At 66.8% G+C, this 21,136-nt stretch carries 19 protein-coding genes and 3 pseudogenes; 4 read left to right on the forward strand and 18 right to left on the reverse strand.

Features of this window, described 5'->3' with window-relative positions; genetic code table 11:
• Positions 1-137 precede the first annotated feature (137 nt).
• Positions 138-440: pseudogene (locus CKO31_RS15995) on the forward strand (IS66 family transposase); the annotation flags it as partial.
• 204 nt (positions 441-644) lie between these two features.
• Here the strand turns inward: CKO31_RS15995 and CKO31_RS16000 are convergent.
• The 13 genes and pseudogenes from CKO31_RS16000 to CKO31_RS16060 form a co-directional block, all read right to left on the reverse strand.
• Complete coding sequence (locus CKO31_RS16000) at positions 645-1,877, reverse strand: McrC family protein (RefSeq protein ID WP_200239464.1); 1,233 nt, start codon at positions 1,875-1,877, stop codon at positions 645-647.
• An 11-nt stretch (positions 1,878-1,888) separates the two neighbouring features.
• On the reverse strand, positions 1,889-2,110 hold the full coding sequence (locus CKO31_RS27940; protein WP_498370615.1) for a hypothetical protein: 222 nt from the start codon (positions 2,108-2,110) through the stop codon (positions 1,889-1,891).
• Between the two features lie 114 nt (positions 2,111-2,224).
• A pseudogene (locus CKO31_RS27410) lies at positions 2,225-3,265 on the reverse strand (McrB family protein); the annotation flags it as partial.
• A gap of 229 nt (positions 3,266-3,494) precedes the next feature.
• The gene (locus CKO31_RS16015) at positions 3,495-3,842 is read right to left on the reverse strand and encodes an HVO_A0114 family putative DNA-binding protein (RefSeq protein ID WP_200239470.1); all 348 of its coding nucleotides are present in this window, start codon (positions 3,840-3,842) and stop codon (positions 3,495-3,497) included.
• 23 nt (positions 3,843-3,865) lie between these two features.
• Complete coding sequence (locus CKO31_RS16020; RefSeq protein WP_200239472.1) at positions 3,866-4,168, reverse strand: type I restriction-modification system subunit M N-terminal domain-containing protein; 303 nt, start codon at positions 4,166-4,168, stop codon at positions 3,866-3,868.
• On the reverse strand, positions 4,165-4,587 hold the full coding sequence (locus tag CKO31_RS16025) for a PIN domain-containing protein (protein WP_200239474.1): 423 nt from the start codon (positions 4,585-4,587) through the stop codon (positions 4,165-4,167). Before CKO31_RS16025 ends, CKO31_RS16020 begins: the two co-directional genes overlap by 4 nt.
• A gap of 24 nt (positions 4,588-4,611) precedes the next feature.
• Positions 4,612-4,884, reverse strand: a complete 273-nt coding sequence (locus CKO31_RS16030; RefSeq protein ID WP_200239476.1) for a type II toxin-antitoxin system Phd/YefM family antitoxin — start codon at positions 4,882-4,884, stop codon at positions 4,612-4,614.
• Between the two features lie 177 nt (positions 4,885-5,061).
• Positions 5,062-7,531, reverse strand: a pseudogene (gene hsdR, locus CKO31_RS16035) (EcoAI/FtnUII family type I restriction enzme subunit R).
• 189 nt (positions 7,532-7,720) lie between these two features.
• Positions 7,721-7,987, reverse strand: coding sequence for a YgiT-type zinc finger protein (locus tag CKO31_RS16040; protein ID WP_200239478.1), 267 nt, complete (start codon positions 7,985-7,987; stop codon positions 7,721-7,723).
• A gap of 17 nt (positions 7,988-8,004) precedes the next feature.
• Positions 8,005-8,223, reverse strand: coding sequence for a FitA-like ribbon-helix-helix domain-containing protein (locus CKO31_RS16045; protein ID WP_200239480.1), 219 nt, complete (start codon positions 8,221-8,223; stop codon positions 8,005-8,007).
• An 83-nt stretch (positions 8,224-8,306) separates the two neighbouring features.
• Positions 8,307-9,671, reverse strand: coding sequence for an FtsW/RodA/SpoVE family cell cycle protein (locus tag CKO31_RS16050; protein ID WP_200239482.1), 1,365 nt, complete (start codon positions 9,669-9,671; stop codon positions 8,307-8,309).
• 413 nt (positions 9,672-10,084) lie between these two features.
• Positions 10,085-11,686 (reverse strand): peptidoglycan D,D-transpeptidase FtsI family protein, encoded by a 1,602-nt coding sequence (locus tag CKO31_RS16055; protein ID WP_200239484.1) that lies wholly within the window; start codon positions 11,684-11,686, stop codon positions 10,085-10,087.
• Between the two features lie 251 nt (positions 11,687-11,937).
• Complete coding sequence (locus tag CKO31_RS16060; protein WP_200239486.1) at positions 11,938-13,377, reverse strand: carotenoid oxygenase family protein; 1,440 nt, start codon at positions 13,375-13,377, stop codon at positions 11,938-11,940.
• Between the two features lie 340 nt (positions 13,378-13,717).
• Between CKO31_RS16060 and CKO31_RS16065 the strand changes: the two genes are divergently transcribed.
• The 3 genes from CKO31_RS16065 (at position 13,718) to CKO31_RS16075 (ending at position 16,444) form a co-directional block, all read left to right on the forward strand.
• Positions 13,718-14,149: a YajD family HNH nuclease gene (locus tag CKO31_RS16065; protein ID WP_200239489.1), complete on the forward strand. Its 432-nt coding sequence runs from the start codon at positions 13,718-13,720 to the stop codon at positions 14,147-14,149.
• Between the two features lie 298 nt (positions 14,150-14,447).
• Entirely contained in the window at positions 14,448-15,950 is a 1,503-nt protein-coding gene (locus tag CKO31_RS16070) for a carotenoid oxygenase family protein (RefSeq protein WP_200239491.1), read from the forward strand.
• Between the two features lie 236 nt (positions 15,951-16,186).
• On the forward strand, positions 16,187-16,444 hold the full coding sequence (locus CKO31_RS16075; RefSeq protein WP_200239493.1) for a hypothetical protein: 258 nt from the start codon (positions 16,187-16,189) through the stop codon (positions 16,442-16,444).
• Positions 16,445-16,489: 45 nt separating this feature from the next.
• Here the strand turns inward: CKO31_RS16075 and CKO31_RS16080 are convergent, their stop codons facing one another.
• The 5 genes from CKO31_RS16080 to CKO31_RS16100 form a co-directional block, all read right to left on the reverse strand.
• Positions 16,490-17,110 (reverse strand): GNAT family N-acetyltransferase, encoded by a 621-nt coding sequence (locus CKO31_RS16080; protein ID WP_200239495.1) that lies wholly within the window; start codon positions 17,108-17,110, stop codon positions 16,490-16,492.
• 94 nt (positions 17,111-17,204) lie between these two features.
• Entirely contained in the window at positions 17,205-18,314 is a 1,110-nt protein-coding gene (locus CKO31_RS16085; protein WP_200239498.1) for a hypothetical protein, read from the reverse strand.
• 26 nt (positions 18,315-18,340) lie between these two features.
• A complete protein-coding gene (locus tag CKO31_RS16090) occupies positions 18,341-18,733 on the reverse strand; it encodes a cupin domain-containing protein (RefSeq protein ID WP_200239500.1) in 393 nt (130 codons plus the stop codon).
• A 116-nt stretch (positions 18,734-18,849) separates the two neighbouring features.
• Positions 18,850-19,113 (reverse strand): 30S ribosomal protein S20, encoded by a 264-nt coding sequence (gene rpsT, locus CKO31_RS16095; protein ID WP_200239502.1) that lies wholly within the window; start codon positions 19,111-19,113, stop codon positions 18,850-18,852.
• A gap of 290 nt (positions 19,114-19,403) precedes the next feature.
• Positions 19,404-20,954 carry an ATP-binding protein gene (locus CKO31_RS16100; protein WP_200239504.1) on the reverse strand — a complete coding sequence of 517 codons (1,551 nt, stop codon included), beginning with the start codon at positions 20,952-20,954 and terminating at the stop codon, positions 19,404-19,406.
• Positions 20,955-21,136: the final 182 nt, after the last annotated feature.

The following is a 21,136-nucleotide window of genomic DNA, read 5'->3' on the forward strand; positions in this document are numbered from 1 at the left end:
GTCGACGACGACATGCCCTTCTGAGCCTGCTCCTCGCAGCGAGCCTCGCAGCCAGTACCCCGTGCCCCTCGGGCGGGCGTCGCGGAACTGTTCACCGTTTATGCGCAGGTTCGCTCAGCCGCTAACAGTCCGCTCATGAACCGATGCGGGCGCTGGCGCGCGAGCTGCTCAACGACTGGAATACCTTCTGGGTCGTGCTCGACTACCCCGACTTCCCGCTCACCAACAACGAAGCGGAAAGAGCGCTGCGGCACTGGGTCATCGCACGACGCATCGGCATGGGTACCCGCACACCGCAGGGGACCCGTGCCTTCGCATTGCTTGCCAGCGTCATCGAGACCTGTCGCAAGCGTTCCGCTTCGCCTTGGTCCTATCTCGCCGACGCTGTCCGTGAACGACGCAAAGGCCTGGCGGCGCCGCCGCTACCGGCCGCTGCCTGAGCGCCCTTGGGGCATTTCATGCCCTGAAGTCATGGGGGGCTAAACGGTTACCCCTCGGGGGCTCTTGCCTTCGCGTTTTATTTCTCAAATCCGATAGTTGCGCCAGTCAAACACCAACCGCTACTAGCCATGTCCCAACGCCGCGATGCGCTCAGCATACTCCATAGTGCCCTTCCGCCGACTGTGATCCCCTTGAATCATTGCTTATGAACGCGACACGGTAGTAGCGATTGCCCGAATCTCATATGCAAGCACGTCCATCTTTGAAAGGATACGCTCAGGATTGCTTTCCAAGTCGATAACCCTCACCAAGATTCTTCGTGCCCGGCCGTCGATTGGGATTTCCACGGTCCTGTCCGATGGCTCTTCCGTACTCTTCGGATATATAAGCATACCCGTGTCGAGTTCGGTGCCGACCAAGTACGCAAGCATCTGATAGATGTCGGCGTTCGGCATGGAAGACGGCGCAAGCTTCTTGTACTTTACATCCCCAACGAAACGGAGCCGGCTTGCTTGTTTCCACAGCAGGTCGGGCTCTAGACTGACGCGCCGCCTGCTGTCGAGATAAAGATCCGCTCCGCTCGCAAAGCTCCTCGCCGACCCGAAACTGTTCCGGCTGAGCCCAAGCGCCTCGCGCAGTGCGGTGCGAACGAACTCCTCGAACACCCGGTTCATATCGAACAGGAATCCGCGCATCCGAACAAATCCTGCCTCTTGGTCGTCGAGCTCGAACGAGCTGCGGGACAGAATCAAGCGCGCCAGCTCGATTGCTCGCCTATAACGGGCACTCCTCGGACGATACGCGACTTCGGGGACATAATGTGTTGCGAATCTGACGGCAGAAACGTTCAGCAGTTCCTGGGCGCAACGAGACAGAATCTTCGCTGAACTGTGATCGACATCAAGAGATGCGCGGAGCATCCGTATCGCTTCCTTCAATAGCTGGTTCTCAATGATATCAGCGGTATATTCCTCATAGGTGCAGGCAACCTCAGGTCGTTGCCTAAGGGTATTGACCCACTGCTCAACCATGCGAATCCTGCCACGTACTGTGCGCTCGTTCTCTTCTTTTCGCTGATAGTCCTCCAAGAGCCCCGAGCGCATCTGTCTTTCCAACTCCAGACCAAAGGCATGTGCCAGCGCATTGATCAGGCCCGGCGCCTTTGGCAGCTCGACCTCCCGGTCCCGCCAGTGCTTTGGATCGAAGGCATAGGACCAAAGGAATAGGACTCTGGCGATGGGCAGCTTCGGCATGACACGCAGTTCGCCGAAGGTGAGTCGAACACTGCCGACATGGCAGCCCGGATTGACCGCATAGGCTCCGGGATCGACACCCGGCTCAATAACGACGCCGGGGATCAACTGCTTGATCTCGCTGATCTGATCGCAGGACAACCCATGCACTTGCGTTGCTCCCTGTTCCTTCAGGCTGTGCACATCTGTCGAGCTCATCCCGTGGTCGCTGCCAGCCCCTTGAGTCTGTCCAGGGCAAACTGCGCGAGTCGCCTCTCGTCGCCTGGATAGCGCTCTTCAAGCATGGGAATGATCGAGTAGTTCCAAGTCAATCGCACTTGTTCCTCGTCGACACCGGGCGACATGAAGTGGCTGGGTCCGATCAATGCATCCCGGAACCCGTGCTCCGCCAGCTTGGTATTCGCGGTGTCCAACACCTGCGGCAGCCATTCCGCGATGTCGGACCGACCGTGCTCATGAAGATAGCGTGACAGCAGCCCTTTGATGGGGGCTCTGTCCGGGTAGAGTGGGAAAAAGTGGAACCGTCGACGAAGCGCCGCATCGATCTGCGCAATGCCGCGATCCGCGGTGTTCATTGTTCCCAACAAAATCAGGTTTTTGGCGAGTCGAAACGGTTCGCCGTTTTGGTCATACTGGAGTTGAACGGCGTTTTCGCGGTACTCCAGACTGAAGAAAAGCTCACCAAAAACGCGCGGGAGATTTGCTCGGTTGATCTCGTCGATGAGCAGCACAACCTTCCGCTCGGGACATTTCTACGCTTGCTCCTGCGCCTGCAAAAGGTGCCCTGGGATCAGGTCGAAACCCGTATTGCCCTTGTCCGCTGGGCAAGGACGCCACCCCTGAACAAAGTCTTCATAGGCATAAGACGCATGGAACTGGACGAAGACCGGCTCCTCGCCGTCTGCAAGGTGTCGCGCCAGCGCTCGCGCAACATAAGTCTTGCCCGTCCCAGGCGGTCCGTAGAAGATGAGTTGAGGCTTGTCGTCGAGGAGTTTGGCCACGTGATCCATCCTCTCAGGTGGATCCCAAAAGAGGCGGTGGGCAAGCTTCTGCATATCAGTCAAAGGCATTGTCCTCCCCGCGTCAAGTTGGGTTAGATTCCCGTCTCGGTGGGACTCGAAGAAGTCCCTTGCACATGCTTTGTATTGGTCGTTTTGAAACCCAATTTGCCACTCTGTATTTTCGGGTATGGGCGGATGCTTAAGAAAGACTGCATGATCCGTTACGAAGTTAAAGGGTGGGGTGGATGGCCTAGTTTGCTCTGGCTGGGTTTGCCATTTTTCGAACTGCCGCCAAGCCCGGGTAAACTGTGAGATCGGATTCCACCTTCCTTTGCGTCTGTCTACGCCGTAAATGTCCAGTAATGGCTCGAAGGAAGCCTGGATGTCTGTTGAGCGTGAAAACTCTTCAGTTTGGGTGCTCAGATGGCGACAAATCAAAAAAAACGTGAATTCGAGAAACTCCCGGCTGGCCGTGGAGGCTCCCGCATACTGTTGAAGCCAGTCATTTCCTTCAGTCTCTAATCTTTCTTGTTGCTTTAAGAGTAGCTGCAACAACTGCTCACACGACATTGCTCAAATCCCCAAGGTTTTCGTATGTTCGGCCCCGTCGGCCTCGTTCTGTTTGCAGAGAATGAGTGGTGGATTTTGAATTCCCGGACGGGACCTTTATCGTGTTGGGTGCGCCGAGAACCCAAAGGGTGAGAGCCTGTGTCAAGAACCGCACGGCCCTGAGGAGGACGTCAACAGCTCTCCTTTGGAACAAAAATTAATGGCAGCCCAGTACCCCGGCCACCTGGTCTCAGGCGTCGGAGCGCCAACACAGTTCCAAAAGCACCCCAGTGTAAGGGAAGTGCAAATCGCAGCTCTCTGTCTTGTCGATCAGCCCGATTGCGCGTAAGCGCTCTGTGTCGGCTCGCACCTCGGCTCGGTCGCGTTGCATGCACCGAGCAAGCTCAGCAATGCTCATAGCGCCGGCACGGGAGAGGGCCTTTAGGATGGCAAAGCGGTTGCCTGAGAGTGTGTTGAGCAAGGCCTCATCGCTGTCGAAGAGGTAGCGCGGGGGTAGGGGCTGATTCGATTCAATCGCCGCGATGGCTTGGGCGAGGGCTTCCTGTTCGCTAGCGACCTCAATGGTCAGCGTCTGCATGAGCGGTACTTCGACGGCGAATATCACGGTCTAAATCGATGAGGAAAGACGGTGTCGTTGACGTGGGCAATGATATCGCCCGCGGGGGTCTGCGGCTTACGGTCCTTGTGGGCGGCCCAGTTGCGCCAGCGGCACTCTTCCGGCAGCGCGGAGCGGTAGCCGCGGCCCCGGTCTCGGGCGTCTTCTTCCCAGCCGTCCTCGGCCTGGTCGAAGACCTTGAGAAACAACATCCAGGAGAGCTGGCCGATGCGCTGGGCGTCGCCGTCGACGCCGTCGTCCTTGCGCATGATGTCCTGGATGGACTTGATAGTGGTGCTTAGGTTCATTGTGCCGTGGGGGGTTGGTCGAGGGGCAGGACAATAAGTCCGGGGACGCGGCGGAAGTCCTCCGCGTCCGTGGTCAACAGGGCTCGCCCACCGGCGAGGGCGGTGGCGGCGATGTAGGCATCGTTCGCGCCAAGGGTGAGTCCCTGCTGCCGCATCGCGGCGACCAGTTCGGCGTGCGCTCGCGCGACCTCCAGCGTGATGTCCAGGATCGGCAGGGCGGCGAGCATGGCCTCAACCGACGCCGAGCGACGAATGCGGCGGTGCTCCGGGATGGCACGATGCACGCCGACCAGCAACTCCGATGCGGTGACAACGCTGATCGCCGCATCGCCGAACCGGCTCCAGGGAGAGAAGTCCAGCGTTGCCTTGCCGCCGCGCTCAGCACGAATCAGGACCCCGGTATCGAGGAGCAAGCCCATGCGTCCCTTCCGATTGCCGGCGGATCAGTCGTCCCAGGGGTCGCCGTCCGGCACAAGGGTGGCTTGCGCGTCTGCAATATCGCGCTCGAAGGACTCGGCGTCATCCCCTAGGCTCGGGATGCCGTCGAAGATGCTGTTCAGCTCGGAGACCTCGACCCGCTTGGGCGGCCCCGCCGGGACCAGTCGTGCGATACGGCGCCCGCCCCGGGTCAACTCGAAGCTGGCGCCCTGGTAGGCGACGCGGTTCAGTAGGTCGGAGAAATGGCGGGCGGCTTGAGTGGCGTTGATTTCTTCCACGGTGCACCTCGCGGTGACGGCATCCAATAATCTGACAATCAGATTATGGTTCTTCTGCGTACTACTGTACAGGCGGTACGCTGGAACCTATCCATGCGCGCGCGGGATGAATGCTGGAGCTGGTCGCGAAGCTCGCTTGCTGTCATGGGGCTTTGGCTTGGGTTGCGCTTGTCTTGGTCAGGCGGACTCTTTGTAAAGTTGCCGCTCCAGCTCGGTCAAGGCTTCGGAGAACTCCTCCGGCCCGCCGAACACGTCGCGTCGGATCCGGCGCTTGCCGCCGAGCTTGTCGAAGGGCGGCAGCTCCAGCACCTGTGGGTCCTCGATGCCGCCGATGCCGTGGTCGGCGTACTTCTCCAGCAGCGCGTCCATCACCGCCTGGGCCTGGTCGCCGTACTTGCCGAAGTAGTTGCGCTTGCGCACCTGCTCCGCCCGCTCCCGACGACTGAGCGGGGGTTGGTCGAAGGCGACGTGGGCGATGAGATGAGGTCGAAGGCGTCTAGCGCCTCGCCGTTGGGCACGGCCTGGGCGAGCGCCGCCAGCGGAAGACCCTGGTCGCGCAGCGCCTCGATGATGGCCTGCTTGCGCTCGGAGGCCGTCCAGCGACGCAGAAAGTCGTCCAGGGAGCTGAACTGGCGGCGCAGCGTCTGGCGGATCTGGTCCTTGAGCAAGACGCGGTAGTCCTCTGTGACCAGCCTGCCGTGGGCGTCCAGGTACTGGGAGCGCTCGATGGCCGTGCGAACCTCGACATCGTCGATGGTGTAGCGGGCGCGACCCGCTGTCGGGTCCCGCGTGCCGCCGGGAGGATCATCCGGTTGCTGATCGTCGCCGCTGTCTGTCGGCGGGGCATCCTCGTCCGCTACGCGGTCGGGTCGCTCGTTCTCGCCGGACTGATCCCCTCGGGCGGCAGGACGGACTCGTCCGGGGCCGGCTCGTGCACGGTCACGGGCTCGCCGTCGAACTCCGGGTCCTGGAACAGCCGCGTGGCGCCCTTGAAGTCCATGATGGTGAAGTAGAGCTTGTTGTAGTCCTCCCGGATGCGGGTGCCGCGGCCCAGGATCTGCTTGAACTGGGTCATGGAGTTGATGGTCTGGTCCAGGACGATGAGCTTGCAGGTCTTGGCATCGACGCCGGTGGAGAGCAGGCGGGACGTGGTGGCGATGACCGGATAGGGCTCGTCGTTGTCGATGAAGTAGGCGAGCTGGGCCTTGCCGTCCTTGTCGTCGCCGGTGATGCGCACGACGTAGCGGCGGTTAGCGGCGGCCTCCGGGATCAGGTTGACCAGGGCCTGGCGCATGCGCTCCGCGTGTGGCTGGTCGTCGCAGAAGACGATGGTCTTGGCCATGGGGTCCGTGGCCTCGAGGTATTCCCAGACCCGGGCGGCCACCAGTTGGGTGCGCTTGGTCAGGACCATGGTCCGGTCGAAGTCCTTGGTGTTGTACTGGCGCTGCTCGACGACCTGGCCGTCTTTGTCGACCTTGTTGCGCTCCGGCGTATAGCCCAGGGCGTCGACATCGCTCACCACCCGGATGACCTTGTACGGGGCGAGGAAGCCGTCCTCGATGCCCTGCTTTAGGGAGTAGGTGTAGATGGGATTGCCGAAGTACTTGAGGTTGTACTCCGGGTCGGCGATGGTCGCTTGGCCGCGGGCGGGCCGCTTCTCCTTGGGCGTTGCCGTCAGGCCCAGGTGGATCGCCCCATGGTAGTAATCCAGCACCTCGCGCCAGGCGGAATCCTCGTTGGCGCTGCCACGGTGGCACTCGTCGATGACCACCAGGTCGAAGAAGTCCGCCGGGAACTGGCGGTAGATCTGCTTCCACTCCTCTGCGCCCGTCACCGCCTGATACAGGCAGAGATAGATCTCGTAGTTCTTCTTGGCCTCGCGGTTGGTGATCTTGTGCATCACTTCGCCGAAGGGCGCGAAGTCCTGCTGAATGGTCTGGTCGATGAGGATGTTGCGGTCGGCCAGGAACACGGCGCGCTTGACACGCTTGGCCTTCCACAAGCGCCAGATGATCTGGAAGGCGGTGTAGGTCTTGCCGGTGCCGGTGGCCATCACCAACAGCATGCGCCGCCGGCCGCGGGCGATGGCCTCGATGGTGCGGTTGATGGCGACGCGCTGGTAGTAGCGGGGCTCTTTGCCGCTGCCGTCGGTGTGATACGGCTGGGCGATCAGTGCGCGTTGGTCTGCTGACTCGATGCCCTTCCAGGGCAGGTAGATGGCCCAGAGCTCGTCGAGGCTGGGGAATTCGTCGAGGCCAAGCTCCCGCTCCACCGGCTCCGTGATGCCGCTTCGGTCATGCAGCAGGAAGCCGTCACCGTTGGAGCTGATGGCGAAGGGCACGTCGAGCCGCTCGGCGTAGTCGAGCGCCTGTGGCATGCCGTGTCCCAACGGGAAGACGTTGCGCTTGACCTCGATGATGGCGAGTGGCAAGCCGTTCTCGGCGTAAAGCACGTAATCTGCCCGCTTCGGACCGCCTTTGGCGCCTGGGTTCCTGACCCGGTAGGCGAGCTTGCCGCGCACGAGGACCCGCCCGTCCGTGAGCCAGACCTCTTCCCGGAACCAGGCCAGTTTCCAGCCTGCGCCGATCAGCGCTGGCGTGACGAGCTTGGTGCAGATATCGCGCTCGCTGAGACTCTTCTTGTCCATGACCCGCTGAACCGCCGCACACGATCCTGGAACGGGAACATACCACGGTTGGTCCGGGAAGCCAGCGGCAATGGCCGGGCAAGCCCCGATCTCGTATTCATGGGTTCCGCGCTGCCGCGCCGAGTGCCGGTAAGCGACGCTCAGTGCGTGGTTGCGGCATCGGGTGGCTTACGGCGACGTTAAGCGCCCTCATGGCAAGCCCAGATCTGCGAACCGAGCGCGTCGCGTTTGCGTGGTGTCGCGGTTGCGGTCGCGGTCACGGAAGGCGGTGTGCGCGGACTCGATCAGCTTCAGCGTCGCGATGTCGAGATACTCCTCCCCGCATTCGGGACAGCGCAGACAGGGCACGTCTTCCACGATCAGGGCATGGCCGCCGAGCCGATGCCGGTAGCGCACCAGCACGGCTTCGAGGCGCTGCGTTGCGCAGTTCGGGCAGTTGAGCGCTGGAGGAGGCATGTGACTTCGCCGACCGATCACGCCCGCCCCTCCTGCCTCGCCTGATCGAGCATGCTCCGTGTCAGGGACTTACGCAGCTCGACGGGCGCGGGCAGCGCTTGGACCGCGCGATTGTCGAGCGCAGCCTCGATGAGGGCAATCAGCTCCTGGTTGAAACTCCAATGATGCCGCCGGGCGCGACGCTTGAGCTGCCGGTGTACCTCGCTCGGGAGGTTCTTGATCAATACGGAGGCCATGTGCGGATCGGTCCGGTGGCGTTTCGATACCGCGATGTTACGGGATGCACGCCGTGTTTGGTCCTGGAGCGGCCGATTGCGGCTCAGGCAACTGCGCGGCGGCGACTCGGGCTTCGGGCCTGGCGCGCCGATGCCTTTTTCTTTTTCACGGGCTTCGGCTCCCCGTCGGAGATGGCCAGCACCAGCCCGAGCGACAGGCAGGTGACCAGCAGGCTGCTGCCGCCCTGGCTGATGAAGGGCAGGGTGACGCCGGTGATGGGGATGGCCTTGGTGACGCCGCCGACGTTGAGCAGGGTCTGCACCGTGAAGACGCCGGCGATGCCCGTGGCCGTGAGCATGCCGAAGGGGGACTTGGCGCGGGAGGCGATGAGGATCAGCCGCCAGCAGAGCAGCGCGAAGAGCACCAGCAGCAGGGCGCTGCCGATAAAGCCCAGCTCCTCGGCCACCACGGCATAGATGAAGTCCGACTCGGCGATGGGCGTATAGCGCGGGCGGGCCTGGCTGAAGCCCTCGCCCCAGAGCCCGCCGGCATACATGCCGGAGAGGCCCTGGAGCACCTGCCAGCCGGCGCCGGTGGGGTCGGCGAAGGGGTCCAACCAGCCGGCGACCCGCCGTTGGCCGTGGCTGAAGAGCTGGAGCACCGCAAAGCCGGCGGCACCGGCGGCGAGCGCACCATAGAACAGGTAGCCGACCCGCTTGGTGCCGGCGGCGAGCATCAGCAGCAGCGCGACCCCCAGGATGAGCACCAGCCCCAGGTCCCGCTGCACCAGCAGCAGGCCGAGCAGCAGGGCCGCGAACAGCGCCAGCGGCCACAGGGGCCGCAGGGGCGGAAACGGGATGGGCCCGCGCCACTTGGCGAGCGCCTTGGCATGGCGGTCGATGAAGGCCGCCGCGAAGACGATGGCCGTGAGCTTCAGCGCCTCCGTCGGCGTCATGAAGCCGGCGCCGTAGACGGCGCCGCGGAAGCGCTGCCCGGTCAGGAGCACGGCGGCGACGATGATCAGCGACAGCACCGCCCAGGGCCAGATGCCCGCCGCCAGCGCCCGGTAGCGCCCCTCCAGCAGCGCCACCGTCACCAGCGCCAGCACCACGACGCCCGCCGGCAGCAGCAGGTGCGCGAGCGCCAGCCCTTCGCCGGCGTAGACGCCCATGCGGAACTGCGCCAAGAGCCCGATGCCGGCGAGGAAGGCCACCAGCGCCAGCAGCAGCTGATCACCGCGGAAGCCGGCGGCGACGAAGACGAGATGGGCGCCGAAGAAGGCCAGCGCGAAGCCCACCGGCGGCACCAGGTCGGTCCAGCGCACGGCGATGCCGTCCTTGGGCAGCGCGCCCAAGACCATCAGGAAGCCGACGCCGATGGCGAAGATCACCCACAGCAGCAGCCGGCGCTCCGGCGCGCGGGCGGCCCAGCGGTCGCTGAGGGTCACGGGACGGGCGGGCTTGGCCATGGGGTACTGAGGGGAGGCTCAGGGGGAATGCTCAGGGGGTGCTCAGGGCCGGTGCCGGCCCGCATGCCGGCTCGTTTCGACGCGGCGCGCTGGATCGCGGGCGTCGGGGGGCGCAGTAACCGCCCTCGTGTGACACCGCTGCGGAGAACGGGCAAGGCTGTTCCGCTCGTCGGGCTGAGGCACGAAGCCCGACACTGCGCCGGCACGCTGGCTGTCGGGCCTCCTGGCGTCGGCCCGACCTACGTCGGGGCACGCGCGTGTGCAGTTGGCCGCGACGCGTGGGAGCGGCATCCCTGCCGCGACCGGCTTGCCGCGGCACTGGCAATCATTGCGGCCGGGAGGCCGCTCCCACAGGGGCGCTGCCCGATCCGAAATCGGGGCCGGCGGGGCCGGTGCTTCGTGTGCGGCGGGCCTCACGGCAGGTGCCCCCGCTCCTGTGCCAGCACCAGCAGGTCCCGCGCGATGGGCGCGGCGGCGGTGGAGCCGTAGCCGCCGTGCTCCACCAGCACGGCGAAGGCCAGCGCCGGGCGGTCCGCCGGTGCGAAGCCGAGGAACCAGCTGTGTGACGCGCCGAAGGGGTTCTCGGCAGTGCCAGTCTTGCCGGCGATGGCGAGGCCCGGGGTCTCGATGCCGCGGCCGGTGCCCGCGGCGACGGCTTGGCGCAGCATGATCTGGAGCTTGCGGGCGGTGGCGGACTGCATGAACCGGCCCACGGCGGCCGGCTCCTCGCCGGCCACGAGCCGCGGGCGCACGGCGACGCCGTCGTTGGCGACGGCGGCGGCGATGAGCGCCATCTGCGCCGGCGTCGCCAGCACCTTGCCCTGGCCGATGGACGCCTGCGCCAGCCCGTAGCGGTCCGAGTCCGCGATGCGCGGGATACGCCCGGTGCGCATGAACTGCCGGCGGGTGTCGCCGGCGCCGATGGTGATGCGGCTGTTGAACAGGAAGCGCTCCGTGGTGGCCCGGAAGGCGTCGTGGCCCAGATAGACGCCGAGCTGGGCGAAAAAGACATTGGACGACTCCACCAGCGCCGTGGTCAGCCCGATGCGGCCGTGCCCTCGCCAGGTGCGCCCGGCGCGCCGGGCCTCGTAGTACTCGTGATCGCGGATCTTGCGGTAGTGCCCGGCGGTGGTCCAGCCGTCCGCGGGGCACTCGATGAGGCCGCTGAAGCCCCGGTCCAGGGCATCGGCGGCGAGCACCACCTTGAACGTCGAGCCCGGCGGATAGAGTCCGGCGGTGGCTCGGTTCAGCAGCCGCGCCTGCGGGTCCGCCCGCAGAAAGAGGTCGGCATCGATGCGGTTCGGGTCGAAAGACGGGGTGCTGGCCAGCACCCGCACCGCGCCGTCCCCGGGGCGCAGCACCACCACGGCGCCCGCCCGCTCGCCCAGGCGCTCCACGGCCAGGCGCTGCAGGGCCGCGTCCAGGGTCAGGGTCAGGTCGTTGCCCTTGGGGCGCTTGCCCTGCGTCAGGATCTGCCGGCCGAGCTCGCCCCAGTCCTTCAGCGAGTCCGGCTTGCCGCCGTTCAGCCGGATGTTGGCAGCGGCCTCGATGCCGGAGGTGCCGAAGCGCGGGTCCGCATAGCCCACCACATGCGCGAAGTCCGGGCCGAAGGGGTAATAGCGCTCGGCCGTGGCGCCGGCGTCGGTCTGCACCACGCGGCTCTCGGCGAGCACGGTGCCGGCGGCATCCAGGATGCGCCCGCGCTCGATCCAATGCGCCGGGTTGAACTGGCGGCGGTCGTGCAGCTGCATGAAGGCGATGAACGCGGGGCGTGCCGTGCCCGAGAGCTGCCAGGTGGCCTGATACGCCAGCACGGCGGCGAAGCCGAGCACCATCAAAACGCCGGCGGCGGCGAAGCCCGCCCGCGGCTTGGCGAGGTGCTTCAAGCCGACCACGGCGCGCAGATCCAGCACCTGCTTCAGCACGAAGGCCGCCGCCAGCAGGAACACCATGTGGAGGCCGATGCGCAGCGGTCCCCAGGGGGCGGACTGGAACAGGGTGTTCAGGATGTCCATGTCGCGGCTGGGTTGACTGGTTGGCCTCTGGCGGCGCGCGGAGAAATCCTCGATGCGCGGGCTTTCGGTATGTCAGGGCTGAGGGCTGAGGGCTGGGGGACTTCGGCCCGCCGGGCTCAGCACCGTCGGCAGCAGGCGTAGCCGTAGGGTGGACAAGCGCAGCGCAGTCCACCGAGCGCGGCGGTGGTTTTCGCGTCGCTCATCGACCCTACCGCGGTACGCAGCAAGTTGGCATTGGCCATTGGCGGGTGTCACGAGGCCGGGCGCCAGCAGCCGTGGAAGCTGAGCGGCACCACATCCGGCAGGGCCAGGATACAGGCCGGTCCCGCTTCCAGGGCATCGGCGGCATAGACCCAGACCTCGCCGGCGTCGGCATTGCCGTCATAGACGACGCTGAGCAGCCAGTGCCGGGAGGGGTCGTCGGCGTCCGCCACCACCACGGGCTCGGAAGGATAGCGGCCGTCGCCGAGATCGGCGAGGGCCAGCCGGTCATGGGCATGATCGAAGCAGGCGAGGGTGTCGTAGCGCTCGGCGGTGGTGTCGGTGCGCGGGCGATGGGCGGCCATGTAGGTGCGCCGCCAAGGACTGCCCGTTTCGCCGTGCAACACCATCGGAAACTCCACCGAGCGCGGGCTCATCTGGGCATGCTCCTCCACCCTCGCCGTCTTCGGGTCCAGCGTCATGCGCCAGAGGGTGGCCTCGGCCGGGGTCGTGGTGCGCCCGGACGCCACTTCCCGCAGGTGCTGATTGGTGCTGAAATCCGGGTAGCGGGCGTGGTCCAGCACCACCCAGCCGCCCTCGGCGTAGGCGCCGTTGCCGAAGTGCCATTGGTAGAAGGGGTCCGTCTCGTCGCGGGCCACCAGCTCCAGGCTGTCGCGGTCGAACACCAGGATCTGGGTGCCGAGCTCCGGGCGCCAGCGCATGGCCCCGCTGTAGGACTTGAGCCCCAACAGCACCGGCAGCACCGAGACGCGCACCGGCGGCACCAGGAGCACCAGGTAGGGCCCGGCCATGACCCAGTCGTGGATCAGCGGCACGTCGTCCAGGTCCACGTGGCCCTTGGCCAGCAGCCGCCCGGCGCGGTCGCAGCGATAGAGCATGAGCCGGGCCTTGGGGCCGGGAATGGCCACGCCGAAATTGTAGATCTCGCCAGTCGCCGGGTCCTGCTTGGGATGCGCCGAGAAGGGCTCGCCGGATTGGAGCTTGCCGCCGGGGCCTGCCAGGTCCGCGAGCCCCCGGGTCGCCAGCGACTCCAGATCCAGCGCATGCGGGCCGCCGCCCTCCCACAGGGCCAGCAACCGGTCGGTGAGCGCGATCACCGAGGTGTTGGCCGCGTTCTTGAGCGGCCGGCGCCAATGGCGCCAGAGCGGGCCGGGCGCGGTCATGCCGTAGTTGCCGTAGAGCAGCTCGTCCTGCTCGGCCTCGTGGCGGAAGCCCTCAGACTGGACATAGCGATAGGTGGCCTCGGCGGCGCCGTCGTCGAAGCGCACCCGCAGCACCGCACCGTCGCCGTCGAACCAATGGCCGACCTGCATACCGCCGCGCTCCAAGCGCGCGGGGCCGTTGCGGTAGAGGGTGCCGCGCAGGCCGGCGGGCACCGCTCCCTGCGTCGCCTGCAGCCTGGTGGTGGCAAACTCCCGGGCCGGGCGCGCGACGGCGCCGGACCAGAGACGGGGTTGATCGGTGGTCATGCTGGGCTCTGCGGTGTCGGGGGGAAGACAGTTTGAAGTGAGAAGTTTGAAGTTTGAAGGTGGGCTGGGCGGGTTGCGCTCGGCGGACCCCGCATGCCCGGCGCTCACCGTACACCAAGCCAATGACATGGACCGGCCGGACTGCACGCCGGCCAAAGGAAGCCCTGGCCTTCCAGCTTCGGCCTCGGCCGAGCAGCCGCGCCTTTCAAACTTCTCACTTCGAACTTCAAACTTCCGCCTTGGCCGCGCCCCTTCACACTTCAAATTTCAAGCTTCACACTTCAAACTTCGACCGTGGCCAGTATTCTTATGCCCCTCGACATCACCGGGGACCAGCCGAATGAGCCAAAACGATCCACCCCGCCACGGCCGCACCGGCCGCACCATCGATTCCGACAAGCTCGACCGCATCGTCGCCTCCGCCCGCCGCGCCAGCGACGAGCGCGCCGCCGGCTACCGCGAGCAGGCGCTGAAGCTCTACCCCTGGGTGTGCGGGCGCTGCGGGCGCGGCTTCGAGCGCAGCAACCTGCGCGAGCTCACCGTCCACCACAAGGACATGGACCACGACAACAACCCGCCCGACGGCAGCAACTGGGAGCTGTTGTGCCTGTACTGCCACGACAACGAGCACCAGAAGTTCGAGGAGCGCATCGCCGCCATCGCCGCCGGCCGCGACCCGGAGGCGAACGGCGGCGGCGGCACGGGGTCCAAGGCCGCTGACGCTACGCATCGGCCCTTCGACGGCCTTGCGGGTCTCCTGAAGAAAGGCTGAGCCAACAGCCGCCGGCGGCGTCTCGCCATCGCCGGCTGCTTTGCAAGCCCCGCTTCGCGTCGCCGCGGGCCGCCCTGCCGGAACAGCAGGCGCAAGGGCTGTCGGGTGGACAAGCGAAGCGCAGTCCACCCAACGCCGAGCAGCGCGTGGTGGACTTCGCTGTCGCTCGTCCACCCAGTCGCCAGACACACCAAAGCCCCGGGGATGCGACGACCGGTGCCTTCCCGCCCGCAGGCAAATCGCTTGCCCACGCCCCCACTGCCGCCGCCGACATTCAGCCCCAAACGAGCGAGCCGTCATGCCCCAGGATTTTCCCAGCCCCATGGATCTCGCCAGCGCCGACATGCTGCGCGTGCTGGCGCAGGCCACCGCCACGGTGGAAACCGAATACACGGACGTGGCACTGTCGGTGGACGGCACGCTGCCGGCGGCCATCGACGGCCTGCTGTTCCGCAACGGTCCCGGGCGCTTCGAGCGCGGTGGTCGGCGCTATCGCCACCCCTTCGACGGCGACGGCCACATCACCAAGCTGGATATCCGGGACGGGCAGGCGCGCTACAGCAACCGCTTCGTGCGCACCCGCGAGTACCTGGAAGAAGCGCGCGCCGGGCGTATGCTGCACCGCGCCTTCGGCACCAATCTGCCGGGCGGACTCTTCGGCAACTTCTTCCAGATGCGCTTCAAGAATGCCGCCAACACCAGTGTGCGCTGGCACGGCGGCCGACTGCTGGCCCTCTGGGAGGGCGGGCCGCCGCATCGGCTGGACCCGGACACCCTCGCCACCCTCGGACCAGAGGACTTCGGCGGGCGCTTGGAGAATCCCTTCGGCGGCCTGTCCCGCCGGCTGGCGCCGCTGCTACCCTTCTCGGCCCATCCGCACCTCGACCACGGCACCGGGGATCTCTACAACTTCGGCCTGGTCTCCGGCTCGCCGAACCGGCTGATGCTCTATCGCATCCACCGGGACGGGCGTATGGACCCGCTGCGCGAGCACGGCCTCAAGCGCTTCAGCTTCGTGCACGATTTCGCCGTCACCCGCAAGTGGCTGTGCTTCCTGCTGCCGCAGGCGGACTTCGACGTGCCCAAGGCGGTATTCGGCCTGAAGACCGCCGTCGGCTCGCTCAAGATCGCAACAGAGCAGCCCATGCAGGCGCTGCTGCTGCCGCGGGAGCCGGGCGCCGGTCGGCCGGTGGTGCTGACGGGCCCGTCCGGCTTCGTCTTCCATGTCGCCCAGGCCTTCGACGAGGACGACGGCCGGCTGGTGCTGGACGTGATCCGCTATGGGCTCTATCCGGACTTCGATGACTTCACGGACCTGTTCCGCGCCCCGCCCGACGGCGCCATGCCGCGCCTGGAGCGACTGGTGCTGGACCCGGACAAGCACAGCTGCGAGCGCCTGAGCCCGGGCGCCGACGTGGACACCCATGCCTTCGAGCTGCCCATCAGCGCGCCGACCCCGCTGGGCGCGCCCCGGCGCATCCTCTACGGCGTCGGCGCGCCGCCCGAGCGTCGGGCGCCCTATCTCACGTCCATCCACCGCCTGGACACGGAGACCGGCCAGCTCACCACCCGCGACTTCGGCCTGGACCTCACCGGCGAGCCCATGCTGGTACCGGGCGACGGCGACGACGAGGGCTGGCTCTTGTCACTGGTGCTCCGCGCCGATCAGGGCCGCACGGACCTGGTGGTGCTGCGCGCCGCGGACCTGGAGATCGTGGCCACCGCAGCGCTGCCGCATGCGGTGCCCATCGGCTTTCATGGGTGTTGGGTGCCGCGTCGGGAGCTCGCGGGCGCCGGCTGACGGCCGTCGGCGGCCCCCGCCGCGCGGATACGCGTCACCTGATCTTGGGTCGACGGGTATTATGCAAGCCCTGAGCGCTGACCGCGACTTCGCAACACCCACAGCGCCGCGCAATGCAACGCCTTCGACCAGGCTTGAAGGCACGGGACCTAACTTGTCAACCTGCGGCGAACGGCGCAAGCTGAAAGCAGTGCACAATACCGCCCGAGGCAAAGCCAGCCGTTCCCCGACGAGCAATGACAGATAACGTCGACAACCTGATCCTCGAGCAGCTCCGCGGATTGCGCAATCAAGTCAGCGGACTACAAGGTGAGATGCGCTCCGAGTTTGCCGATGTGAAGTATCGGATCAACAGACTCGAAACGGCCGTGGCCGGCATGCGGCGCGACGAAGCGGGGCAAGCCGAGGATATCGCTCGGCAGCAGGCATTTCTGGACCGATTGATGGATCGGATTCAGCGCATCGAGCGCCGCCTGGAGCTGAGCGACGAATAGCGCAGGGAGCCGACGCGCCCCATGGTCCTGCCGGCTGGGCGCGGATCATACGCCCTTCAGCCAAAACACCATCGGCTTCGGCGACTCTGCAGTCTCGCCGATCTCCTGCCAGCTGAATGTGGTGCGAAGCTCCGGGTGCCGGGTGTAGCCGCGGTGCTGCCAGAAGCGCTCCAGCGGCTGGTAGCCGGGCGGGCGGCGAGGATCGTCCGCCGCGCGCTCCACGGCGCAGAAGCCGAGCCAGTCGAAGGGGCCGAAGCCGCTCGCCGGGTCCACGGCGAGGTCGCGGGCATGGGCCTCGCGCTCCTCGAAGAAGCGCACGCCGATGCCGCGGCCGCGGTACTCGGGCAAGAGCACGGATTCACCCAGGTAGAACACCCGCGCCGGGTCGTAGCCGCCGGCGGTGAAGGGCGCCTGCACTTCGTCGGTTTCCTCCACCAGCGGCAGGCCCGTGGAGGCGCCGACGATGCGCTCGCCGTCGCGCACCAGCACCACGACGCTGCCGCGGGCCTGCGCGTAGGTGGCGAGGTACTTCGCCTCGTAGTCCGCATCGCCGTCGTAGAGATACGGATACTCGCGAAAGACGCGGATGCGCAGCTGCGCGAGGTCCGGGATGGCGCGCTCGAGCGCCGGACCCGAGACGCGCGTGATCTGGATGTCGTCGGTCATGGGTCGAGTCCAATCATTGTGCGTCTGGAAACAATGGCCGTGCCGGCGGGCGCTGAACCTCCACCAGGCAGGCCCCTCACGACGGAGCGCCGCCTCAGCCGCGGCGCGACAGCCAAGGCCAGAGCAGCTCCACCGTCTCGTCGACACCCGTTGCGGGCACCGGCGCCACCGGCCCCGCCGCCAGCAGCTCGGCGAGCGGCTCCGCGATGCGCCCGGCGGCGAGCTCGGCGGGCGGAACGGTCTGAAACGGCACCTGTTGCGCGAGCCATGCCACCAAGGGCGGCTCCTCCGGCCAGTCGCCGCGCGGCACGGAGAGCACCGGCACGCCGTGGCAGGCGGCCTCTGCAAAGGTGCCGTAGCCGGGCTTGGTGATGACGGCGTCGCAGCCGGCGAGCACGTCCGCCACCGCCGGAGCGCCCTGTCCGGCGGCGGGACCGATCAGCACCGCCCCCGGGCGCTCGGCGAGCTGCGGCACCGGCGTGAGCAGCAGCGTCTTCGGCGGCAGGGGCAGGTCCGCAGGCGGTACCAGGGAGCCGGCGCCGCCGAACTGCATCAGCACCAGCCGGGTGTCCGCATCGATCCCGAGGCGTTTGCGCAATCCGGCCGGGTCCCGCGGGCGGACGTCGGCGATGGGGCCGATATCTTGCGCATTCGGCAGCCATGCCATGGGCATGGACGGTGCCGGGCGCAGGAAGCGCTCGGCATCGGCGTAGCCATCGTGCATGTGCTGCACCAGCGACGCCGGCAGCTTTCTGCCGATGGGGCTTTCGGTCAGGATGTCGAGCCAGCTCAGCGAGCAAAGCCCAACGGCCGGGATGCCGAGCGCGCGGGCGGCGGTCAGCGGCAGCCAGGGGATATCCGCCAGCACCACATCCGGGGCCGACTCCGCGAGCCAGGCGCGCTGGGCGGCGAGATGGGCCTGGTGATCGGCATCGAAGTCGGTGTACGCGGCCAGTCCCGCCTCCCACTCCACCTTGAGCGGTCCGTCCATCGGCAGGGGCACATCCAGCGCGAGGTCCAACAGGGTCGTGCCTGCGGGCATGCGCTCGCGGGCGAGCCCCTGGTCGACCCGGGCGGCGAGCGTGATTCGCACATGCGGGTCGCGGCGGCGCAGACCATGGGCCACCGCAGCGACCTGCGCGACATGGCCGTAGCCGTGCGCCGTGGCGGCGATGAGCAGATGCGCCGGGCCACTGCGGGACATGGAGCGACTCCGGCGGGCGCGGCGGGCTAGCCGGCGGACGAGCCGCTGGACTCGCCGTCGTTTTGGGCCGCGTCGGGCGCTGCTTGGAGATGCACGGCGAGCCAGACGCAGCGCGGCGTCTCGGACGTCGCCAGCACGCGATGCGGGCAGTGGGCCGGGATCAGCAGGTGGTCGCCGGCTGCGAGCTGCACTTCATCCCCGGCGAGGTCAAGGGTCGCCTGCCCCTGCAGCAGCAGGACCCACTCGTCGTGGGCTTGATCGTAGCCCACCGGCTCCGGCCGCGGGCTGCTGACGATGCGCTCGATGTGGACATCGCTGCGCCGGATCAGGGTGTCGAACTGCTCGCCAGTCTCCAGCAGCGGCAGCGCGTCGAAGAGGCTCGCCGGCAGGATGGATGCTCTCTGAGACGAGGCGACCATGGGACCCTGCTCAATCGATGCCGGTCATCGTTGCCCCGACCGACCGCCGGGAGGTACCGATGCGAGCCCGACGCCGGGCTCGGCGTAACCGACGCCCGTTGCCGAACGCAAGCGTGTCAGCCCAGGGCCTTGACGTGCGCGTTGAGCCGGCTCTTGTGGCGAGCGGCCTTGTTGGCGTGGATCAGGCCCTTGTTGGCGGCGCGGTCGATCACCGGCACGGCGGCCTTGTAGGCTTCGGTGGCGGCGGTCTTGTCACCGGCGCGAAGCGCCTTCAAGACCTTTTTCATCGCGGTGCGCAGGGTGCTGCGCTGAGCGGCGTTGCGCTGGCGGTGCTTCTCCGCCTGGCGGGCCCGCTTACGGGCTTGGGCGATATTGGCCATGGATGCTTCCTGAAGCTCCGTGTGTTCTGTCCGGGGTGAGGTCGGGGTGCGGGCCGCCGATGGGCAGCGTTGCCGGCGCGTACGATGGGCCGACGCTCGTCTGCCGAACGCACGCGACTAAACCGCGTAGGATGTCGCAAATGCGCTGCCTTGTCAACGCGCATGCGGCACCCGCGGCGATTCCCGCCGTGTATGCCCGGGGTCGCTCAGCCACTCCAGCGGCGCAACGGGTCTCGGGCCGCTCCAGCGGCCCGGGCCAAGGCATTGCGCGAGTCGGCATTCGGCATAGCTCACGGCATCACCGTCTCCACCTCAAAGCCCACCAGCGTGCGCTCATTGCGGCTGAATTCGATGCCGATGAGGTGCATCGGCAGCCCTTCGGCGCCGTACTTGTCAGCATAGCCCTTTTCTTTGATCTGCCGCAGGGCCGCGCCCTCGGGGGCCAGCTCCACCACTTTGAATTCGAACAGCCAGAGCCGGCCGTCGAAGCGCAGCCGCAGGTCCAGGCGGCCGTGGCTGCTCGCGTCCTCGGTCGCCAGGTCCAGGCCCAGCGCGGCCAGGTGGCTGTAGAAGACGCTGGCGTAGAAGCCCTCGTAACGGGCGATGGGGTTGCCGTCGTGCCATTGATGGGGGATGGCGGCGAACAGACTGGCGATGTGTTGGCGCAGGGCCTCCGCGTCGGCTGCGACCAGCACATCGTAGAGCCGGCTGACGGCGCGCTCGGCCTGGGTGGCATCGCCCATCAGGCCCTTGAGCAGGGCATCGTTGAGCGCCGATTCCACTTCGAGATTGGGATAGCCCAGGCTGTACTCGCGGCGCGCGCCGATCTGGCGCGAGCCGGTGAAGGTCAGATACCCCGTCTGCCACAGCAGTGCCTCGGGGGCAAGATGATCCACGTCGAAGGCCGAGAGCAACGCCTCCGAGGCCCGCACCCCGGCGAGGTCCGGCGCGAAATAGCCGCGCTCGGTGAGCACGTCCACCAGGAAGGTCGGTGTGCCGGTCTCGAACCACCAGGGCCGGAATTCGCGCGCATCGAACAACAGCAGCACATCGAAGGGGTTGTAGACGGCCTCGCCGAGCCAGTTGTAGCCGTTGTACCAGGCGCGGATCTGCTCGCGGTCCAGGCCTTCCAGCTCGGGCGCGAAGACCTGATCGAGATCCGCCTCGGTGTAGCCGCACAGCGCCGAATACCGGGCGTCGACGGTGATGTCCCTGAGGTTGTTCAGCCCGGAGAACAGGCTGACTTTGCTGAACCTGCTCACCCCGGTAAGGAAGGCGAAGCGGATGTGGGCGTCCGAGTCCTTGATCACTGAGTAGAGGTTGCGCAGCCCGTCGCGCATCTGCCGCGCCGTCTGCGGGTCACTGATGTTGTCCAGGATGGGCTTGTCGTACTCGTCCACCAGCACCACCACGCGCTCGCCGAAGTGCGCATGGACCGCACTGATCAGCCCGTGAAAGCGGCCGGCGAGACTCTTGTGCGCGCCGCGCACGCCGAGCCGGGCCTCGTTGTCCGCCAACAGCTCGGCAATTCTCTGGTCCAATTCCCGTCTGTCGCGCAGCACCCCATCGGCGAAGCTCAGCCGAATCACCGGAAAGCGCCGCGACCAGTCCCAGCCGCGCTCGGCCTCGAGCCCCTTGAACAGCGCCGCGTTGCCCTCGAACAGCTCAGCCAGGGTATCCAGGAACAGCGACTTGCCAAAGCGCCGGGGGCGCGAGAGGAAATAGGACTTGCCCTCCGCGATCAGGCGCAGTGCAAAGCCGGTCTTGTCCACATAGTAGTAATCCCCCTCGCGGATCTCCCGGAAGGTCTGGATACCGATGGGCAGGGCGCGTCGGGTCATGGTGGCGAGGTCGTTTTCACCGCAGAGATGGACGTGTCACGCAGGGCTACAGCATAGCGCTCTATCCCGTCGCCGCGGAGCCCGGCGCGGTGCAACCGGCGGCGAACGGCGGCTGACCCGGTCAATTCCGCCACCGGCGCGGTCTTGAGGCGGGCGCATAGCGCCTCAGTGTCGTGACAAGC

Origin of the sequence: Thiohalocapsa halophila (genome assembly GCF_016583825.1) — a bacterium.
Classification (GTDB): domain Bacteria; phylum Pseudomonadota; class Gammaproteobacteria; order Chromatiales; family Chromatiaceae; genus Thiohalocapsa; species Thiohalocapsa halophila.